General features: G+C 39.2%; 19 protein-coding genes. 14 read left to right on the top strand and 5 right to left on the bottom strand.

Annotated elements, in window-relative coordinates; translation table 11 throughout:
- The first annotated feature begins 7 nt into the window (after nucleotides 1–7).
- From RMB06_RS11530 to RMB06_RS11510, 5 genes are all read left to right on the top strand, one after another.
- A complete protein-coding gene (locus tag RMB06_RS11530) occupies nucleotides 8–220 on the top strand; it encodes a hypothetical protein (RefSeq protein WP_174725073.1) in 213 nt (70 codons plus the stop codon).
- Nucleotides 208–402 (top strand): 50S ribosomal protein L35, encoded by a 195-nt coding sequence (rpmI, locus tag RMB06_RS11525; RefSeq protein WP_002054552.1) that lies wholly within the window; start codon nucleotides 208–210, stop codon nucleotides 400–402. Before RMB06_RS11530 ends, rpmI begins: the two co-directional genes overlap by 13 nt.
- 11 nt (nucleotides 403–413) lie before the next feature.
- Nucleotides 414–773 carry a 50S ribosomal protein L20 gene (rplT, locus tag RMB06_RS11520; RefSeq protein ID WP_000124858.1) on the top strand — a complete coding sequence of 120 codons (360 nt, stop codon included), beginning with the start codon at nucleotides 414–416 and terminating at the stop codon, nucleotides 771–773.
- Between the two features lie 91 nt (nucleotides 774–864).
- Nucleotides 865–1,422, top strand: coding sequence for an NADAR family protein (locus RMB06_RS11515; protein ID WP_311079566.1), 558 nt, complete (start codon nucleotides 865–867; stop codon nucleotides 1,420–1,422).
- A 57-nt stretch (nucleotides 1,423–1,479) separates the two neighbouring features.
- Entirely contained in the window at nucleotides 1,480–1,983 is a 504-nt protein-coding gene (locus RMB06_RS11510; RefSeq protein ID WP_276124900.1) for a GNAT family N-acetyltransferase, read from the top strand.
- A 3-nt stretch (nucleotides 1,984–1,986) separates the two neighbouring features.
- Here RMB06_RS11510 and RMB06_RS11505 read toward each other — a convergent pair whose 3' ends face one another.
- On the bottom strand, nucleotides 1,987–2,979 hold the full coding sequence (locus RMB06_RS11505) for a hypothetical protein (protein WP_311079564.1): 993 nt from the start codon (nucleotides 2,977–2,979) through the stop codon (nucleotides 1,987–1,989).
- A 158-nt stretch (nucleotides 2,980–3,137) separates the two neighbouring features.
- Between RMB06_RS11505 and pheS the strand changes: the two genes are divergently transcribed.
- The 3 genes from pheS to RMB06_RS11490 are packed head-to-tail and all read left to right on the top strand — an operon-like array spanning nucleotide 3,138 to nucleotide 6,825.
- Complete coding sequence (gene pheS, locus RMB06_RS11500; protein ID WP_002117277.1) at nucleotides 3,138–4,118, top strand: phenylalanine--tRNA ligase subunit alpha; 981 nt, start codon at nucleotides 3,138–3,140, stop codon at nucleotides 4,116–4,118.
- A gap of 32 nt (nucleotides 4,119–4,150) precedes the next feature.
- Nucleotides 4,151–6,532, top strand: coding sequence for a phenylalanine--tRNA ligase subunit beta (pheT, locus tag RMB06_RS11495; protein ID WP_311079562.1), 2,382 nt, complete (start codon nucleotides 4,151–4,153; stop codon nucleotides 6,530–6,532).
- Entirely contained in the window at nucleotides 6,529–6,825 is a 297-nt protein-coding gene (locus tag RMB06_RS11490; RefSeq protein WP_000126166.1) for an integration host factor subunit alpha, read from the top strand. Before pheT ends, RMB06_RS11490 begins: the two co-directional genes overlap by 4 nt.
- Before the next feature lie 141 nt (nucleotides 6,826–6,966).
- On the opposite strand, the gene RMB06_RS11485 is transcribed toward RMB06_RS11490, so the two are convergent.
- The gene (locus tag RMB06_RS11485) at nucleotides 6,967–7,200 is read right to left on the bottom strand and encodes a hypothetical protein (protein WP_262457009.1); all 234 of its coding nucleotides are present in this window, start codon (nucleotides 7,198–7,200) and stop codon (nucleotides 6,967–6,969) included.
- Between the two features lie 94 nt (nucleotides 7,201–7,294).
- Between RMB06_RS11485 and RMB06_RS11480 the strand changes: the two genes are divergently transcribed.
- On the top strand, nucleotides 7,295–7,420 hold the full coding sequence (locus tag RMB06_RS11480) for a hypothetical protein (RefSeq protein WP_002117184.1): 126 nt from the start codon (nucleotides 7,295–7,297) through the stop codon (nucleotides 7,418–7,420).
- A 191-nt stretch (nucleotides 7,421–7,611) separates the two neighbouring features.
- Here the strand turns inward: RMB06_RS11480 and rho are convergent, their stop codons facing one another.
- Together rho and trxA are read right to left on the bottom strand one after the other, a co-directional pair.
- Entirely contained in the window at nucleotides 7,612–8,880 is a 1,269-nt protein-coding gene (rho, locus tag RMB06_RS11475) for a transcription termination factor Rho (RefSeq protein WP_002117304.1), read from the bottom strand.
- A 322-nt stretch (nucleotides 8,881–9,202) separates the two neighbouring features.
- The gene (gene trxA / locus RMB06_RS11470; protein ID WP_002054512.1) at nucleotides 9,203–9,529 is read right to left on the bottom strand and encodes a thioredoxin; all 327 of its coding nucleotides are present in this window, start codon (nucleotides 9,527–9,529) and stop codon (nucleotides 9,203–9,205) included.
- Between the two features lie 275 nt (nucleotides 9,530–9,804).
- Here trxA and ppx point away from each other — a divergent pair, with 275 nt between their 5' ends.
- Genes ppx through RMB06_RS11445 form a run of 5 tightly spaced genes read left to right on the top strand, consistent with a single transcriptional unit; the run spans nucleotide 9,805 to nucleotide 14,904 of the window.
- The gene (ppx, locus tag RMB06_RS11465) at nucleotides 9,805–11,325 is read left to right on the top strand and encodes an exopolyphosphatase (RefSeq protein WP_032005308.1); all 1,521 of its coding nucleotides are present in this window, start codon (nucleotides 9,805–9,807) and stop codon (nucleotides 11,323–11,325) included.
- A gap of 18 nt (nucleotides 11,326–11,343) precedes the next feature.
- Nucleotides 11,344–12,165, top strand: a complete 822-nt coding sequence (locus RMB06_RS11460) for an acetyl-CoA carboxylase carboxyltransferase subunit alpha (RefSeq protein WP_005066304.1) — start codon at nucleotides 11,344–11,346, stop codon at nucleotides 12,163–12,165.
- The gene (tilS, locus tag RMB06_RS11455; protein WP_262451842.1) at nucleotides 12,102–13,502 is read left to right on the top strand and encodes a tRNA lysidine(34) synthetase TilS; all 1,401 of its coding nucleotides are present in this window, start codon (nucleotides 12,102–12,104) and stop codon (nucleotides 13,500–13,502) included. The genes RMB06_RS11460 and tilS overlap by 64 nt, the downstream gene beginning before the upstream one ends.
- Nucleotides 13,477–14,313 (top strand): pyrroline-5-carboxylate reductase, encoded by an 837-nt coding sequence (gene proC, locus RMB06_RS11450; protein WP_080591745.1) that lies wholly within the window; start codon nucleotides 13,477–13,479, stop codon nucleotides 14,311–14,313. Before tilS ends, proC begins: the two co-directional genes overlap by 26 nt.
- 21 nt (nucleotides 14,314–14,334) lie before the next feature.
- Complete coding sequence (locus RMB06_RS11445) at nucleotides 14,335–14,904, top strand: YggT family protein (protein WP_000501183.1); 570 nt, start codon at nucleotides 14,335–14,337, stop codon at nucleotides 14,902–14,904.
- Between the two features lie 50 nt (nucleotides 14,905–14,954).
- On the opposite strand, the gene polA is transcribed toward RMB06_RS11445, so the two are convergent.
- Nucleotides 14,955–17,726: a DNA polymerase I gene (polA, locus tag RMB06_RS11440; protein WP_311079553.1), complete on the bottom strand. Its 2,772-nt coding sequence runs from the start codon at nucleotides 17,724–17,726 to the stop codon at nucleotides 14,955–14,957.
- Nucleotide 17,727 lies beyond the last annotated feature (1 nt).

Here is a 17,727-nt window from a genome sequence, read left to right as displayed (position 1 = left end):
ATTATAAATGGAAAAAAGCACAGGCGCTTTATTTATTATTGATATTGCTGACACGGTTGAATTTGGAAAAGTCTTTCTTGCAACCATAAAAACAGTAACTAATAGTTTTAATTTTGCTCAGGTTGCTATAAAATACGCGCTTCCTTACCTGCAGGTCGATTTTGCAATGGTGCGATCGTGCCGAACAGGTACCCAAAAGAGGTTACTATGGCTAAGTTAAAAACTCGCCGTGGTGCAGCTAAACGCTTCAAAGCGACTGCAAACGGTTTTAAGCGCAAACAAGCATTCAAGCGCCACATTTTGACCAAAAAATCTGCTAAACGTATCCGTCAATTACGCGGCTGTGTAATGGTTCATGTTTCTGACATGAATTCAGTTCGTCGTATGTGCCCATACATCTAAGGAGATTATAAATGGCTCGTGTAAAACGTGGTGTAGTGGCTCATCGTCGTCACAAAAAAATTCTTGCTCGCGCTAAAGGTTACTACGGTGCTCGTTCACGCGTTTACCGCGTAGCGTTCCAAGCGGTAATCAAAGCTGGTCAATACGCTTACCGTGACCGCCGTCAAAAGAAACGTCAATTCCGTGCTCTATGGATTGCGCGTATCAATGCTGGTGCTCGTCAAAACGGTTTGTCTTACAGCCGTATGATCGATGGCTTGAAAAAAGCTCAAGTGATCATCGACCGTCGCGTATTAGCTGACATCGCTATGCATGATGCAGTAGCATTTGCTGCTTTAGCTGAAAAAGCTAAAGGTGCATTAGCTGCATAAGCTTAGAGATTCAAAGAAAGACCGCTTTTTAGCGGTCTTTTTTATTTTTAGCGGTTCTATTTTAAAAAGAGATAACAATCAGAGATAAAAGATGAAAGACGAAAAATTTCTTAATGATTTAATTCAAAAAGTACAGCAAGGTCACCAGTTCAAATATCTATATTTCTGGGGACATACTCCTAAGAAAGTTGATATTGTTGATAAAAGCTGTTTTAGCCAGTGGTTTCCTGCGCAATTTGAAATTGAGGGTGTTGAGTACTTTACTGCTGAGCACTATATGATGGCACAAAAAGCAAAAATATTTAATGATGAAGAAATTTTTGCACGGATTTTGCAAGTTAAACATCCTAATGAGGCGAAACAGCTAGGTCGCAAAGTACGTAATTATGAGGAACAGATATGGCAAGGAAAACGATTTGATATTGTCGTACAGGCGAACTTTGCTAAATTCTCTCAGCATCCTGAATTGAAAAAATTCTTATTAGCAACGAAAGACCGTATTTTAGTTGAAGCATCTCCAGTCGATAAAATTTGGGGAATTGGTATGGCGCAAGACCATCCACATATTCAAGACCCATCTCTATGGCAAGGACTAAATTTGTTGGGTTTTGCTTTAATGCATGTTCGAGAGCTACTTTTAACTGAGTAGGTTGGTGTGAGACCAATCAATGCTTCACTTTAAAAGTAGTGACGTGAGGGAAGTAAATTGAAATCATTAAATGACATGGATATTCGTATAGCATCACTTAAGGATGCATTATCTATTGCAGAAGTACATGTACAGGGGTGGAAAGAAACCTATACAGGTATAATTAAGCAAGAAATATTAGATGAGCTTAAAATCCTAGATAAGGAGTTATTATGGAAAGAAATAGCAAAAAGCCCTGATCATAAGTTATTTGTCTATACTGAAAATGGGGCAGTGAAAGGCTTTCTCGATGGTTATTTAAACCCAGAAAATAATATTGCTGAAATTATGGCTTTTTATCTTTTAAAAGAAGTTCAAAAGCAAGGCATGGGACGTGAGTTATTTCAAAAGTTCTACCAATGCGCTTTAAATCAAGGATACAGTTTTATTCGCTTAGAAGTTTTTAATAAAAATCCAAGTCGTTTCTTCTACGAAAAAATGGGAGCTAAATTAATTGGGGAAGCCGAACTACCTGAGTTCGGCCCCGAAATAACAGAGTTATTTTATCAATGGGAACTCTAATCTTTAAAGCCCAAAATAATAAGCTAAAGCACAAATAATAATCGTTAGAATAACCAGTTTAATAACGCCTGAACCAGTGCCTTTATGGTGCTGAGACTTGAGATGCTGTGGATTTTCATTTGATTGCTCAAATGGAGATGCTTTAACTACAGGTACCATCTGAGCTGTCTGATAATGGTTGGCAACTTTCACAATAAGCTTGGCAAACAAATCATCAGTTTTTTGTGTAAAGTTTCTTAAATTGATGAGTTGCTCCTGGTCTAGTTCTTCTCCCAAAGGATCATTTGCAATACGTTTCTTTTGTTCTAAATAGTCAGCTAATGCTTGAGTACGAGATAAAAGCTGATGGGCATAATCTGCGGGATAATTCTCTGGAATTAATGCAAGTTTTGGCTCTAAGCTTTTAATGTTCGTACCATCAAAAAGAGCATTTTGAAGTTCTGGTTCCTCAAAGCCTGCTGCATATTTACTACGAAATAATTCACTATCCATGAAGTCAGCTATTTCTTGCCATGGCGGATTTTTTAAATCAGCTTCAATTTTTTTTGATAATTTTTCATTGAGTTCAAAACGCCAGAAAGTTTCTAAACGAAGCTCACAGGTTTGTGAGGCAGGGGCTTCAAACTCATTATCATTGTTATACCATTCGGCAAGCTCATGGCCAAAAATCCAAGCAAATTTCTTATCATTTTGATGACTCACAATAAAATGAGTATAAGGTAAGAGCTCAACGTTGCTGTTTGGATTTTGCTCTTCATTTAGAAGGCTTGATAAATGTAAACTGAGCTGAGTGGTGCCTTGTTTTTTTAGCGCTTCTAGCCAAACTTGGAAGTGTTGAGCGAGTAAATGCTGAGAAGCTAAGTCACGAAACTGAAAACTATGATGGTCGAAAATATGATGTTGTCGCCATTGGTTAAAGCTTAAATTCTGACGGAGGTATTCATTACCATATGTCACAAGCGTAAGTTGTTGTTTCCAAATCTGATTAAGCGCCATAATAGTTGATCTCATTGACGATACTATTATCTTATACGTTTTATCTTTTTGTTGCCTAATACATTTTTCATGATGGATAAACTTCATCAATTCGATGAAAAACTGTTAGAATGCAGTGTTTTATTATATTTTTTAAATTTGTTGCTTTGAGAGTTAATATGTCACTGGAAGCCCTGACCACAGAAGCGCTTGCTGCCATTGCAGCAGCTCAAGACCTTGTTGCACTTGATCAGGTGCGTGTGCAATTTACAGGGAAAAAAAGCCAGCTTGCAGAACAATCGAAAGCATTAGGGAAAATGGACCCTGAAGAACGCAAAGTACAAGGTGCTGCGATTCATGCTGTTCGAGAAACAATTAATACTGCATTAACAGAGCGTCAAGCGGCACTACAACAGGCAGCACTTGCACAAAAGCTAGCAAGTGAAACGATTGATATTACATTGCCGGGCCGTGGTCAACGTATTGGTACGGTTCATCCTGTTACTCAGGTACAGGAGCGAATTTGTCAGTTCTTCACTAAAGCTGGTTTTACAGTTGCAACTGGTCCAGAAGTTGAAGATGACTATCACAATTTCGAAGCATTAAATATTCCTGGTCACCATCCAGCACGTGCTATGCACGATACTTTCTACTTTGATGCTACTCACCTACTACGTACGCATACCTCTGGGGTACAGATCCGTACAATGGAAACGAGTGAGCCGCCAATTCGTATCGTGTGCCCTGGCCGTGTTTACCGTTGTGATTCGGATCAAACGCATTCGCCAATGTTCCATCAGATCGAAGGTTTATATGTTGCTGAGAACACAAGCTTTGCTGAATTAAAAGGTTTATTGATTAACCTACTGAATGAATTTTTTGAGAAAGATTTAAAAGTACGTTTCCGCCCTTCATATTTCCCATTTACAGAGCCTAGTGCAGAAGTAGATATCATGGATGAGCGTGGACGTTGGTTAGAAGTATTAGGCTGTGGCATGGTACATCCAAATGTATTGCGTGCTGCGGGTATTGATCCTGATAAATACAAAGGCTTTGCTTTTGGTTTAGGGGTAGAGCGTTTTGCAATGTTGCGTTATGGCATTAATGATTTGCGTATGTTCTATCAAAATGATGTGCGTTTCTTGCGCCAATTTGCCTAACAATTTTTCAGGATTAAAAAAGGTTTATAAAGATGAAGATTAGTGAAAATTGGTTACGCACATGGGTTAACCCAGCAATTGATAGTGAGATATTGTCTGATCAGTTAACGATGCTTGGTCTTGAAGTTGATGAACTTGCACCTGTTGCCAAGCCATTTACTGGCGTCGTGGTCGGCGAAGTTTTAACAGTTGAACAACACCCTGATGCAGACCGTCTGCGTGTAACGACAGTTAATATTGGTTCGGGCGAGCCTTTACAAATTGTTTGTGGGGCACCGAATGTTCGTGCTGGCATGAAAGCTCCAGTTGCAACGATTGGTGCTGTATTACCGGGTGATTTCAAAATCAAAAAAGGTAAACTTCGTGGAGTTGAGTCACAAGGCATGCTTTGTGGTGCTTCTGAAATTGATCTTGAAGATAAAATCGATGGTTTGCTTGAGTTACCTACCGATGCTCCAGTAGGGGTAAACATCCGTGAATATCTAAAACTTGATGATAACGTCATCGATATCAGTATTACACCAAACCGTGGTGACTGTTTCAGTATCCGTGGTATCGCACGTGAAATTGCAGTAATTAACCAACTGCAAATGAATGAACCTGAAATCAAATCAGTTGATGCGACAATTGCTGATGAGAAGAAAGTAGTGATCAGCACTGAAGGTGCTCCACGCTACTTAGGACGTGTAATTAAAAACGTTAATGTAAAAGCTGCTACTCCTGAGTGGATGGAGCAGGCTTTAGCTCGTTCAGGAATTCGCACGCACAGTATTTTGGTTGATGTGACGAACTATGTCCTTATGGAACTGGGTCAGCCAATGCATGCTTTCGATTTAGCTAAAATTGAAGGAACTGTACATGTGCGTCAAGCTCAGCCACAAGAAAAACTACAACTTCTTAATGATCAAGAAGTTGAGTTGCAAGAAGATATAATGGTGATTGCTGATGATCAGAAAGCTTTGGCAATTGCCGGAATTATGGGTGGTTTAGCATCAAGCGTAACTGATGACACAACTGACATTTTCCTAGAAAGTGCATTCTTCGCGCCACTTGCTATTGCTGGACGTGCTCGTCGTTTTGGCTTGCATACTGATTCTTCACAGCGTTATGAACGTGGTGTGGATTTTGAGTTGCCATTAATTGCGATGAACCGTGCTTCGCAGCTTATTCAAGAGTTAGCAGGTGGTGAATTTGGTCCAATTACTGTAGCAGAAAAAACTGAAATTTTACCAAAGCGTGAAGAAATTGAACTGAAACAAGCTCAGGTAGACCAATTGTTGGGATATCAAGTGACGGCTGATTTCATTGCAGATGCTTTAACTCGACTAGGATGTGAAGTAACTGTTAAAGCTGAAGGTGAGTGGAATGTAGTACCTCCATCACATCGCTATGACATGGCTATTTATCAAGACTTAATTGAAGAAGTGGCACGTATTGATGGTTATGACAATATCCAAATTAGCTTACCAAGCATGGATGTTCAATTAGCTAAATATCAAGACCGATTTGAAATTGCAGAGTTACGCCAAACTATCGTGACTTTAGGCTATCAAGAAGCAATTAGTTTTAGCTTTGCTGATGCAAAACTTGAAAAACAATTGAACCCGCAAGTAAACCCGTTAATGCTAGCAAATCCAATTTCAAGTGATTTGGCTGCAATGCGTAGTACTCTGCTTTCAAGTTTAATCCCGTGCGTACAATATAATCTCAACCGTCAACAAAGTCGTGTTCGTTTCTTTGAATTAGGACTTCGTTTTGATTATCAAGATGCTAAGAGTATTGAAGATCTAAAACAGATTCCAACTTTAGCTCTAGTGGCCGTTGGCTCGCAACAACCGGAATCTTGGCATGTGAAGCCTCAACCAATGGATTTCTTCGACTTCAAAGGAGAGATTGAAGAGATTTTAGCTGCTGGTCGTGTCAAAGTTGAATATGTACGTTCAGAGCGTGCATGGTTGCATCCAGGGCAGTCTGCTGAAATTTTAGTTGATGGACAATCAATTGGTTACTTAGGTCGTCTACACCCATCTTTAGAAAATGAGCTAGATTTAAGCACAACTTGGGTTGCTGAACTTGATCAAGCAGCCGTTTTGCAATCTTATGTATCTAATTTTACAGAATTATCACGTTTTCCTTCGATTAGACGTGATATTGCGCTTTTAATCTCTGATAATATAAATGTTAGAGATATTCAGCAGTTAATCGAAAAAACTGGTGGAGAGCTTTTAGACTCTACATGGTTATTCGATGTGTATACGGGGCAGGGTGTCGAAGAAGGTAAGCGCTCATTAGCGTTTGCATTATTATGGCAACATCCTTCACGTACGCTTGAAGATGCTGAAATTAAATCTGGTATGGACAATATAATCCAAGTGTTGGAAAACACTTATCAAGCGACATTGAGGGCCTCATGACAGCATTAACTAAAGCAGACATGGCTGATCATTTAAGTGAGTTAACCAGCTTAAATCGCCGTGAAGCAAAACAAATGGTCGAGTTGTTCTTCGACGAGATTAGCCAAGCGCTTATTGCAGGGGAGCAGGTTAAGCTTTCTGGTTTTGGTAATTTCGAGTTAAGAGATAAACGCGAACGCCCAGGACGTAACCCTAAGACAGGCGAGGAAATTCCAATTTCTGCGCGCCGTGTAGTTACGTTCAGAGCTGGTCAGAAGTTTAGACAGCGCGTTGGAAATGAGCAGATCGATTGATCTGCTTTTTTTTATATTTTAAATAGCTTTATATAGTTTCTTGGGCAGCAATATAGGACCGCTTAATCTTAGAAAACCAAAATTTAGATATAAAAAAAAGAGGACAAAATGTCCTCTTTTTTATCTAATCTAGAATATAGATTAGTGTGCAGCAGAAGCTTCAGAAGCAGCAGCAGCAACGTCAGAAGCAGCAGCAGCAACGTCAGAAGCAGCAGCGTCAACAGCTACAGCAGCTTCAGAAGCAGCAGCAGTAGCTTCAGAAGCAGCAGCTACAGCTTCAGAAGCAGCAGCAGGAGCTTCTTCTTTCTTAGAACAACCAACGAAAGCTAAAGTAGCAGCAACAGCAGCAGCAACAGCGAATTTTTTGAATAACATGGCATCACTCTCACAAAAAAGATTTGAGATTAAAAAAACCTAAGTTGGACTGTTTTGCTTTTATTATTCCTAAAACGTAGCTAGGTAACAACGCATGGAGCAGTCTAACTGGTCTGCCGCTATGCTATCACTGCAAATGCTGAAATACTACTGTCGTCTGTCAAAAAAACGTATGAAAAAGAGAAAAACAGACTGTTTTTTAACAGAAAAAAACAATTAATCAGCTCGTATATATTGGAAAAGGTAGGGGTAAACTACTAAAAAAATTAAGCTTTTTTATGCAAAAATATTTATTATCAAAAACTTATAAATAATTTTACATAAAAATCAGCGAAATGTATTTTTGTGTAAAGCTTGTCAACCAAATAAAAAACCACTCAAAAGAGTGGCTTTTTATTAAGGTTTAAGCAATTAAGTTGAAGCTTTACGTTTCATTTGATCAAAGAAATCATCGTTTGTTTTCGTTTCTTTCATACGGTCAAGTAAGAATTCCATTGCTGCCAATTCATCCATAGGGTGAAGTAGCTTACGAAGAATCCATACTTTACGTAATTTATCTTCATCCATTAAACGCTCTTCACGACGTGTGCCAGATTTTTTGATATTCATAGCAGGGAAGACACGTTTTTCAGCAATACGGCGATCAAGAGTAATCTCTTGGTTACCTGTACCTTTGAATTCTTCATAAATTACATCATCCATTTTACTGCCTGTTTCAATCAAAGCAGTAGAGATGATCGTAAGTGAACCACCTTCTTCGATATTACGTGCTGCACCGAAGAAACGTTTAGGGCGCTCTAATGCATGAGCGTCTACACCGCCAGTTAACACTTTGCCTGATGATGGGATTACTGTGTTGTAAGCACGTGCAAGGCGGGTAATAGAGTCAAGAAGAATCACAACATCTTTTTTATGCTCAACAAGACGTTTAGCTTTTTCAATTACCATTTCTGCAACTTGTACATGGCGAGCTGGTGCTTCATCAAATGTTGACGCAATAACTTCACCTCGAACAGTACGCTCCATTTCGGTTACTTCTTCTGGACGTTCGTCAATTAATAGAACGATCAAGAATACTTCTGGATTGTTTCTAACAATCGATTGAGCAATATTTTGAAGTAACATTGTTTTACCCGCTTTCGGCGGTGCAACAATAATAGAACGTTGGCCTTTACCAATTGGCGCAACTAAATCAACGACACGAGCAGTTAAGTCTTCTGTCGTACCATTACCTAATTCCATAACCAATTGTTCGGTCGGGAAAAGGGGAGTTAAGTTTTCAAATAAAATTTTATTTCGAGAATTTTCTGGCGTGTCATAGTTAATCTGGTTAACTTTGAGCAACGCAAAATAACGCTCACCTTCTTTTGGAGGGCGAATAGTACCTGTGATGGTATCACCTGTACGCAAGTTAAAGCGTCGGATCTGTGAAGGACTCACATAAATATCATCCGGACCTGCTAAATACGAACCTGCGGCAGAACGCAAAAAACCAAAACCATCAGAGAGAATTTCGAGAACGCCATCACCAAAAATTTCTTCGCCATTCATCGCATGGCGTTTCAAAATGGCAAAAATAATATCTTGCTTTCTGTTACGAGCCATACCTTCCAGGCCCATAAATTCAGCAATTTTAATTAGTTCGCCGATTGGTTTTTTCTTGAGTTCAGTTAAATTCATAAGGGTCAGAATTAGGAAAGAGTAGAGTGTGGTTTAAAAAGGAGAAAAATCGCTCGCATACAAAAAAGATTATCGCAATTGTATTTACACAATAACAATTCAGAAGTCTGATTAATTGTTTCGAAGAGAAATGTGAAAAAACAATTTCTGTTGCCGAGTGGCGATCTTTATGTTTGTGTCTTGTAAGAAGCCGGACGAAGATGATTCCCTTCAGTGCCTCTTGAGCATGCAATATAAGCCAGCCTAGCAAATTTGTCAATTTATAGGCGAAAAAAATACGCTATAAAAAAGTATAGCGTATTTTCTTTTTTAGCATTTTGACTTAAACGTTTTCATCAATAAAGCTAACAAGTTTAGAGCGAGGTACAGCACCAATTTGTTGAGCTACAACTTCACCATTTTTGAAAAGTAGTAAAGCAGGAATGTTACGGATGTTGTATTTCACTGCTGTATCTTCGCAAGAAGTCACATCAACTTTAACAATTTTTACTTTACCAGCATATTCACTTGATAGGTCTTCAAGAACAGGTGCGATTGCTTTACAAGGTGCACACCATCCTGCCCAGAAGTCAACAAGTACAGGGGTTTCAGCATCTAAAACATCTGCTTGGAAGTTATCATCAGTTGTATTTACAATAGTCGCAGACATGGTACGGCTCCAATTTTTAGAAAAAAGTGCTATTACAGGAGAAATTATCTCTATCAGTATTACATAGCTACTTAGTTCAATGTAAGGGTTTGATGCTATTATTCAAGGCTTAACTAAATTTGTCTAATGGATGCTCACGATATTCATCATCGACTTGTACAATCAACTTATAAATAGAAAAATTTAAATCACAGCTAATTGTTGATGAAAATGGCTTTTCAATTGCATTCTTGTGAATTACTCTAGGCGTGAATTGTTATGGGTTTAGTTCAATAATGTCTGATTTTCTGATTGATGAAGAATTACTTGCCGCCATTGATATGGGGTCGAACAGTTTTCACCTTGCAATTGCACGGGTAGACCATGGCGAAGTTAAAAAAGTTGCTTCGATGTCAGAAAAAGTACAGCTTGCAGCTGGTTTAGATGAGAATAAAAACCTAACAGAAGCCGCTCAGCAACGAGGCTTAGCCTGCTTGGCTCGTTTTGTTGGAAGATTAAGTTCTGTTCAACCAAATCGTTTAAGAATTGTGGCGACCAATGCCTTGCGTCAGGCAAAAAATGGTCATGAATTTATCCAAAAAGCAGCAGAAATTTTGCCTAAACCTATTGAAATTATTGCTGGGCGAGAAGAAGCGCGTCTGATTTATCTTGGCGTATCGCATACCATGGCAAATGGTGGTCGACGTTTAGTTGTAGATATTGGTGGTGGTTCTACTGAGTTCATTATTGGTGAAGAGTTTGAGCCTATTTATACAGAGTCATTGCAAATGGGATGTGTGGCTTATACAAAAGCCTACTTTGCCGATGGCGAAATCACACAAAAAGCCTTTGATAAAGCAGTAGTTGCTGCCCGTAAAGAACTTTCAGCTATTGCAACAACATATAAAATGGAAGGTTGGGATACTGTCGTTGGTTCTAGTGGAACGATTAAAGCTTGCCGCCAAATTATGGTGAATATGGGCTTGAGTGACGAGCAAGAAAACGTCACTCGAGAAGGCTTATATAAACTTAAAGATAAATTACTTAAGTTTAAAAATATTTCTGAAATTGATTTTGAAGGGTTAAGAGAAGACCGACGAGCAGTTTTGCCAGCCGGATTGGCAATTTTGTACGCAGTTTTCGAAGTTTTAGAAATTGATCGTTTGGCATATTCTGATGGTGCATTACGTGAAGGAGTCATGTATGACCTGTTAGGTCGTTTTAAACATGAAGATATCCGTGATCGTAGTGTACAGGCCTTAATGGGGCGTTATAACGCAGATCCAAAACAAGCAGAAAGAGTTGTAAATACAGCACAGCAATTATTTGATGGTGTTGCAGAACCTCTTAATTTAACGAGTGAAGACAGTGACTTACTGCGTCGAGCTGCCTATTTGCATGAAATTGGTTTAGCGATTAGTCATGGTGGGTATCACCGTCATGGTGCTTATTTATTGCAGCATTCTGATATTCCGGGCTTCTCACAAATTGATCAAAATCACCTTTCACATTTGGTTGCTCACCACCGTCGTAAATTGCGAAATGATGTAAAAAATGAAATTTTGAAGGCTGGCGGTAATAAATTACTTTATCTATGTTTATTACTTCGCCTAGCAGTTTTACTCAACCATAGTCGAAGTGATCAGATGCTTCCTGCCATTGAACTGACCATCATAAATGATCAACAATGGCAACTTAGTGTTTCTGGTGATGCCAAACAATGGCCATTGTTAGTTGCCGACTTGCATGATGAGCAAGAGCAGTTTAAGCATTGGGACATTGAATTGAATATTCAGTCGGAAAAATTTATCGATTAAAGGGATAATATTCGACCTATGAAAAAAGCTACTCAGTCCAAAGCGTGGACAACGGTTCAAATTGCACGTCATCCTGATCGTCCGCAGTTTCTAGATTATGTCGGTGAAATCTTTACAGAGTTTGATGCCTTGCATGGTGATCGTTTGTTTGGTGACGATGGTGCGATGGTAGGTGGTCTTGCTCGTTTTGATGGTCAGCCTGTGATGGTTATTGGCCAACACCGTGGTCGTAGTACCCGTGAAAAATTAAAGCACAACTTCGGTATGGCTAACCCAGAAGGTTACCGTAAATCTCAACGCCTATTAGATATGGCAGAGCGCTTTAACCTTCCGGTCTTCACATTTATTGATACTATGGGTGCTTACCCAGGTGTTGGTGCTGAAGAGCGTGGACAAGCTGAAGCAATTGCAACTAGCCTTGCTCAACTTTCAAGTTTGAAAGTTCCTGTTGTAGCAACAGTACTTGGTGAAGGCGGTTCTGGTGGTGCTTTAGGTATTGGTGTTGCTGACCGAGTAATTATGTTGTCGCATAGTATTTATTCTGTGATTTCACCAGAAGGCTGTGCATCTATTTTATGGAAAACTGCTGAAAAAGCGGCTCAAGCAAGTGAAGCTTTAGGTTTGACAGCAGATAAATTACAATCTCTAGGTATTGTTGAATATGTAGTAGATGAAGGCGAAGGGGCTCATTTAGACCCTGAGCAAGTCATGCAAAACCTAAAAGTAGTTTTGAAGCAAGCTTTGGATGAGTTGCTACCAATGGATGCAAATGAACGATGCGAAGCACGTTATCAACGTTTAATGAAGTTTGGCAGCGAAAATTTAGGCATTGCGTCTTAAAACAGGCTCAAGAGTTTTCAGAAAATAGTACTTTTCTTATTGGATGTAGTGGTGGCATGGATTCAATGCTGCTACTACATTTGATGTCTCAAATTTTCCCTCATAAGATCCGAATAATTTACATAGATCATCAACTGCAATCAAAAAGCGCAGAGTGGGGCGAACTCGTTGCTAAACAAGCGACTCATTTAAATATTCCTTATACCATTCAAAAAGTTCAAGTTACTGACGGTAATTTGGAAGCTCAAGCACGTCAGGCGCGTTATCACGCTTATCTACAACATTTGCAAGCCAATGAAATTTTAGTGCTCGCTCATCATCAGCAAGATCAGGCTGAAACGGTAATATTGCGTTTATTGTCGGGTGCAGGTGTTGATGGGCTTGCTGCTATGCAGTCTATTGATCATCGTGTTGATATGACAATTTGGCGCCCTTTTTTGGATTTAACCCGTGAGCAGATTGCCGAGTGGACTACTCAACTTGAGATTGAGTATGTAGATGATCCTACAAATTACGATATCCATTATGATCGGGCATGGTCGCGTGAAGAACTTTGGCCCTTCTTACAAAACCGATTTCCAAAAATGCAGCAAGCTCTTAGTCGTACTAGCTATTTGATGCAAGATGCTTCTGAAATTTTAGAAGAAGTTTTAAAAGTTGATTTGCAAAATTGTGGTACGGACGAATGTTTGGATTTAACTCGGCTATTAAAACTATCTTCTGCTCGACAGCGCCAATTGCTTTCAGTTTGGATGAAAGGTGATGGGCAATACCGACCTGCATTTGAAATGGTTGAGCGGTTAAAAAATGAAGTAATTAATTCGAAGTCTGATGCACAAGCGGCATTACACTGGAACCAGTTTTATTATGTTCGTTATCAACATCATCTTTATAGGTTGAGTCGACAAGTTTTTCTTGCTGAAAAATTAAACCCAGTTGAAACCGAGACAGAGCATCATTTTCAACTAGGGGAAGTAGTGGATTGCGCTTCAGGAAATTTTCAAATTACTCAAAAAAATATGGGTTTGTCTGCATCTTTATTAAATAAAAAATTAAAAATTATTCGACGCCAAGGTGGTGAAAAGGTCCATTTATATGGTCGTGTTGGACAATGGCCATTAAAAAAAGCAATTCAAGAAGCACATATTTTGCCTTGGCTTCGTCATACAATTCAAATATTAGTCATAGATAATGTTATGCTTGGGGTTTTTACACCGAAAGGATTTTGGTTGGCTCAGTCTCCGTATTGTGAGCAAGGAGGATGGCAACCAGATTTAATTTCTTATTCTTGTAATCTGGTAAATGGCGAAGATGGTTATGACAAGTGCAGTAAATAGTAATATCTGTTTTATTGGTGGTGGTAATATGGCCCAAGCTTTGATTGGTGGGCTCATTTCAAGAGGTTTACCGCCAACACGTATTACCGTTTCAGATCCTGTTGAGCAAATCCGCCAATTATTGCAAGAAAAAGAAGTCCATGTGACACAAGATAATGTAGCTGCAATTAAAAATGCTGATGTCGTTGTACTGGCAGTAAAACCACAAGTTTTGGCGACTGTTTTACGTCCTTTAAAAGGACTGTTATCAGATAAATTGGTTATTTCAATTATTGCTGGTGCTGAAATCCAAACGATATCAAACTTAATTGATAGCAATCGAATTGTTCGAGTTATGCCAAATACGCCAGCTCTAGTTCAGACGGGTGCACATGGTATCTATGCAAATGATGTAGTAGGTTCTTCGGATCGTGAATTAACAAGTCAGATTTTAGCAGCCACAGGCTTAACAATTTGGGTAAACTCCGAAGCTCAAATTGATGCGGTAACAGCGGTTTCTGGCTCAGGTCCTGCATATTTCTTCTATCTCATGGAAAGTATGATCCGTGCGGGTAAAAATTTAGGACTTGATGAAAAAGTTGCAACTGCGTTGACTCTTCAAACGGCATTAGGTGCAGCTCAAATGGCAATTACGAGTTCAAATACTCCTTCTGAACTTCGTAAGAATGTGACATCGCCAAATGGCACAACTCAAGCTGCACTTGAAGTTTTTGACCGTGCACAAATCTCCCAAAATATTCAATCTGCATTGGCTGCTGCACAGAAGCGTAGTCAAGAATTGGCTCAAGAATTGAGTGACAGTGCGAAATAGCTTAAATAGGATAAGACAACTATGGGTGCAAATTCTGCGCTAATTTTTGGAATTTTAATTAATGTCGCGATTTTATTGGTCTTTTTCCGTTTTTTAATGCAATTGGCGGCAGTAAGTCCTTATAATCCTGTGGTTTTATCGACCGTAAAGGCGACTAAAATTGTTGATATTTTTGGCCGAATTTTTCCGACGGTCGCAAAAGGCCGATTTAATTTGGCTGCGTTGGTTCTTTTAATTATTTTATATTTGCTGAAAATTTTTGGCGTGATGTATCTTTCTGGTTCTATGCCAAATAGTCCGGTTCACTTAGTGATTCTGACATTTGTGACGATGATTCAGGACCTGATCCGTTTCTGCCGTTATTTAATTTTCGCGACAATTATTTTGAGTTGGGTGGTTATGTTCACTCAATCGCGTTCACCTTATATTGAAGTGATTCAAGATTTAGCTGAACCATTACTCGCACCATTCCGTCGTTTATTGCCTAATATGGGAATGATTGACTTATCTCCAATTTTGGCGTTTTTGGCGCTTTATATTGCCGAGATCTTAATGAATGAAGTTGCAAAAGTTCTTTTAACAGGACTTTAAGTTAACGCAATAAAAAAGGGCTGTTAATACAGCCCTTTTTTTATTTCTACTTAATGGGCATCATCCCAGTTTTGGCCTTGCCCAACTTCAATAACTAAAGGCACAGAAATTTTTACTACAGATTCCATGACAGTCGCGATTTGCTTAGAGAGCTCCTCGGCAATGTTTTGATCTGCTTCAAATACTAATTCATCGTGTACTTGAAGAAGTAACTTGGCTTGATCTTTTGGTAAGATTTTATCGACTTCAATCATTGCGAGTTTAATGATATCAGCGGCACTACCTTGTAACGGTGCATTAATTGCAGCACGTTCGGCAGCCTTACGTACCATTACATTTCGTGCATCAATATCTGGTGTATAAAGACGACGACCTAAAATAGTTTCAACAAAACCTTGCTCTGATGCAACTTGACGTGTGCGTTGCATATATTCATAGATGCCAGGATAGCGTTGGAAATATTGCTTAATATAGTTTTGCGATTCTTGACGTGTAAAGCCTAATTGACGAATCAAACCAAACTCAGACATACCATAAAGTAGGCCAAAGTTAACTGCTTTCGCTTGACGGCGTTGGTCATTGGTCACATCTTCGATAGCAATACCCAATACTTCTGCAGCAGTACGGCGGTGAACATCTTGTCCGTGCTGGAACGCATGTACTAAAGCATCATCTTGAGAAAAATGAGCCATTAAACGTAATTCAATTTGCGAGTAATCGGCAGCCAATAATACTCGACCTTCTGGCGCAATGAATGCTTTACGAATTTGGCGCCCAATTTGTCTACGAATTGGAATATTTTGTAAGTTAGGATCTGAAGAGGAGAGGCGACCTGTTGCTGTAAGTGCTTGGTGATAACTTGTATGTACACGATGCGTGTCGTTATGAGATTGCTCAACTAGACGATCAGTATAGGTACTTTTTAGCTTTGCTAAACCGCGATGCTCTAGAATAATTTCCGCTAAAGGATGTTCAATTTTTTCTAAAACACTTTCACTGGTGCTGTATTGTCCAGTTGCAGTTTTTTTACCGCCTTTGATTCCTAATTTATCAAATAGGATTTCACCTACTTGTTTAGGAGATGCAATATTAAAAGTTTCATCTGCAATTTCCATCGCCTGATTTTCAAGCCCTTCCATTGTTTTTGCAAATTCAACGCTTAATTTATCTAAGAAGGCATGATCTAGACGAATTCCATCTTCTTCCATACCCGATAAAATACGGGCAACTGGCATTTCGATGTTATATAAAATATTTTCTAGCTCAGGGAATGGCTTAAGTTTGTTTGAAAGCACTTCATATAAACGATAAGTCACATGAGCATCTTCTGCAGCATAGTGAGCAGCAACTTCAATCTCAATTTGATTGAAAGTCTTTTGTTTAGCACCCTTACCAGCAATTTGTTCAAAAGTGGTGGTTAAGTGGCTTAAGTAGACACGAGCTACGTCATCCATGCCGTGACGAGTGGCTGCTGCATTCAATACATAAGATGCAAGCATGCTATCGAAATACCAGCCTTTAAGTTCTATGCCATGATTGGCAAAGATATGGGCATCATATTTAAGGTGATGCCCAATTTTTCTAACTGCTTCATTTTCTAGCACAGGCTTAATTTGAACCAGAATTTGATCACGATCTAATTGCTGCGGCGCATTTTCATAATTATGCGCTAATGGAACATAGTAGGCATCTTTCGCATCAAATGCGATTGAAAAACCAACCATCTCTGCAATACGGTAATCAAGGCTTGTAGTTTCTGTATCAATAGCAAAATGATCGGCATTTTGCATGCGTTGCCAGAGCTGATCCCATGCTTCTTGGGTTAAAACAGTGTGATAATTTGCAGTTCCAAGCTGGTCATCTTGACTAGTTAAGCTTGCTTGATCTTCGGTTTCTATAGATTCAGTAGGTTTAACTTCATTTTGAACAATAGTCTGTGAAGCTTGTTGTTTATAAATAGAACTGTTTGGATTGTTTGGATGATCAAGTGACTGTAACTGATTTCTAAACTCAAGCTCAGTATAAAGATTACGTAAAGTCTCTACATTTGGATCAGTAAGCTTTAACTCATGCCAATCGAGTTCTAAAGGAAGATCACAGACAATGCTAGCTAACTGGTGGTCAAGCTTAATATTGTCTAAGTTATCTTTAATATTTTGGCTAAGTTTGCCTTTAAGTTGGTCTGCATTGGCAATAATATTGTCTAAAGTGCCATATTCAGTTAGTAACTTAGCTGCTGTTTTTGCACCTACGCCAGGTACACCCATGATGCCATCAGACGCATCGCCCATAAGGGTTAAGTAATCGATAATTTGATTTGGCCAAACACCAAATTTTTCAAATACCCCGTCGGTATCCATGACGCGATCTTTAAAGCTATCTTCAAGTTTTACATGATCATTGACGAGCTGAGCCATGTCTTTATCTCCAGTTGAGATAAGTACATGATGGCCTTCGAGTACGGCGCGTTTAGCGAGTGTACCGATAATGTCATCTGCCTCTGCACCTGGAAGACTATATAAAGGAATCCCTTGAGCTTTAATCAATGCATGCAAATATGGAATCTGTTGAGATAACTCTTCCGGCATGGTTGGGCGATCACCTTTATAAATAGGTGAAAGCTTGTGACGAAAAGTTGGTTCAGGCGTATCAAAAATGACGGCCATATGTGTCGGTTGCATACGGCGCATTAATTTTTGAATGGCAGAAATTGCCCCACGTATTGCATTGGTATGTAACCCTGTAGAGGTCGTCAATGGTGGTAATGCATGATATGCACGAAATAAAAAATAGGACCCATCAACCAAGACAAATGGTGGCATT

This window comes from Acinetobacter sp. V104_13 (assembly GCF_031798995.1).
Classification (GTDB): domain Bacteria; phylum Pseudomonadota; class Gammaproteobacteria; order Pseudomonadales; family Moraxellaceae; genus Acinetobacter; species Acinetobacter pittii.
This window is presented reverse-complemented; position numbering and strand designations above follow the sequence as displayed.

Excerpts from the sequence above, each read along its gene's own strand:
- RMB06_RS11445 (WP_000501183.1), top strand. The coding sequence starts at position 14,335 with ATGGGTGCAAATTCTGCGCTAATTTTTGGAATTTTAATTAATGTCGCG.
- RMB06_RS11480 (WP_002117184.1), top strand. The coding sequence starts at position 7,295 with ATGGAGCAGTCTAACTGGTCTGCCGCTATGCTATCACTGCAAATGCTG.
- ppx (WP_032005308.1), top strand. The coding sequence starts at position 9,805 with ATGTCTGATTTTCTGATTGATGAAGAATTACTTGCCGCCATTGATATG.
- RMB06_RS11505 (WP_311079564.1), bottom strand. The coding sequence starts at position 2,979 with ATGGCGCTTAATCAGATTTGGAAACAACAACTTACGCTTGTGACATAT.
- trxA (WP_002054512.1), bottom strand. The coding sequence starts at position 9,529 with ATGTCTGCGACTATTGTAAATACAACTGATGATAACTTCCAAGCAGAT.
- RMB06_RS11530 (WP_174725073.1), top strand. The coding sequence starts at position 8 with ATGGAAAAAAGCACAGGCGCTTTATTTATTATTGATATTGCTGACACG.
- RMB06_RS11485 (WP_262457009.1), bottom strand. The coding sequence starts at position 7,200 with ATGTTATTCAAAAAATTCGCTGTTGCTGCTGCTGTTGCTGCTACTTTA.
- pheT (WP_311079562.1), top strand. The coding sequence starts at position 4,151 with ATGAAGATTAGTGAAAATTGGTTACGCACATGGGTTAACCCAGCAATT.
- rplT (WP_000124858.1), top strand. The coding sequence starts at position 414 with ATGGCTCGTGTAAAACGTGGTGTAGTGGCTCATCGTCGTCACAAAAAA.
- RMB06_RS11515 (WP_311079566.1), top strand. The coding sequence starts at position 865 with ATGAAAGACGAAAAATTTCTTAATGATTTAATTCAAAAAGTACAGCAA.
- rho (WP_002117304.1), bottom strand. The coding sequence starts at position 8,880 with ATGAATTTAACTGAACTCAAGAAAAAACCAATCGGCGAACTAATTAAA.
- rpmI (WP_002054552.1), top strand. The coding sequence starts at position 208 with ATGGCTAAGTTAAAAACTCGCCGTGGTGCAGCTAAACGCTTCAAAGCG.
- polA (WP_311079553.1), bottom strand. The coding sequence starts at position 17,726 with ATGCCACCATTTGTCTTGGTTGATGGGTCCTATTTTTTATTTCGTGCA.
- pheS (WP_002117277.1), top strand. The coding sequence starts at position 3,138 with ATGTCACTGGAAGCCCTGACCACAGAAGCGCTTGCTGCCATTGCAGCA.
- tilS (WP_262451842.1), top strand. The coding sequence starts at position 12,102 with ATGCGAAGCACGTTATCAACGTTTAATGAAGTTTGGCAGCGAAAATTT.
- RMB06_RS11490 (WP_000126166.1), top strand. The coding sequence starts at position 6,529 with ATGACAGCATTAACTAAAGCAGACATGGCTGATCATTTAAGTGAGTTA.
- proC (WP_080591745.1), top strand. The coding sequence starts at position 13,477 with ATGGTTATGACAAGTGCAGTAAATAGTAATATCTGTTTTATTGGTGGT.
- RMB06_RS11460 (WP_005066304.1), top strand. The coding sequence starts at position 11,344 with ATGAAAAAAGCTACTCAGTCCAAAGCGTGGACAACGGTTCAAATTGCA.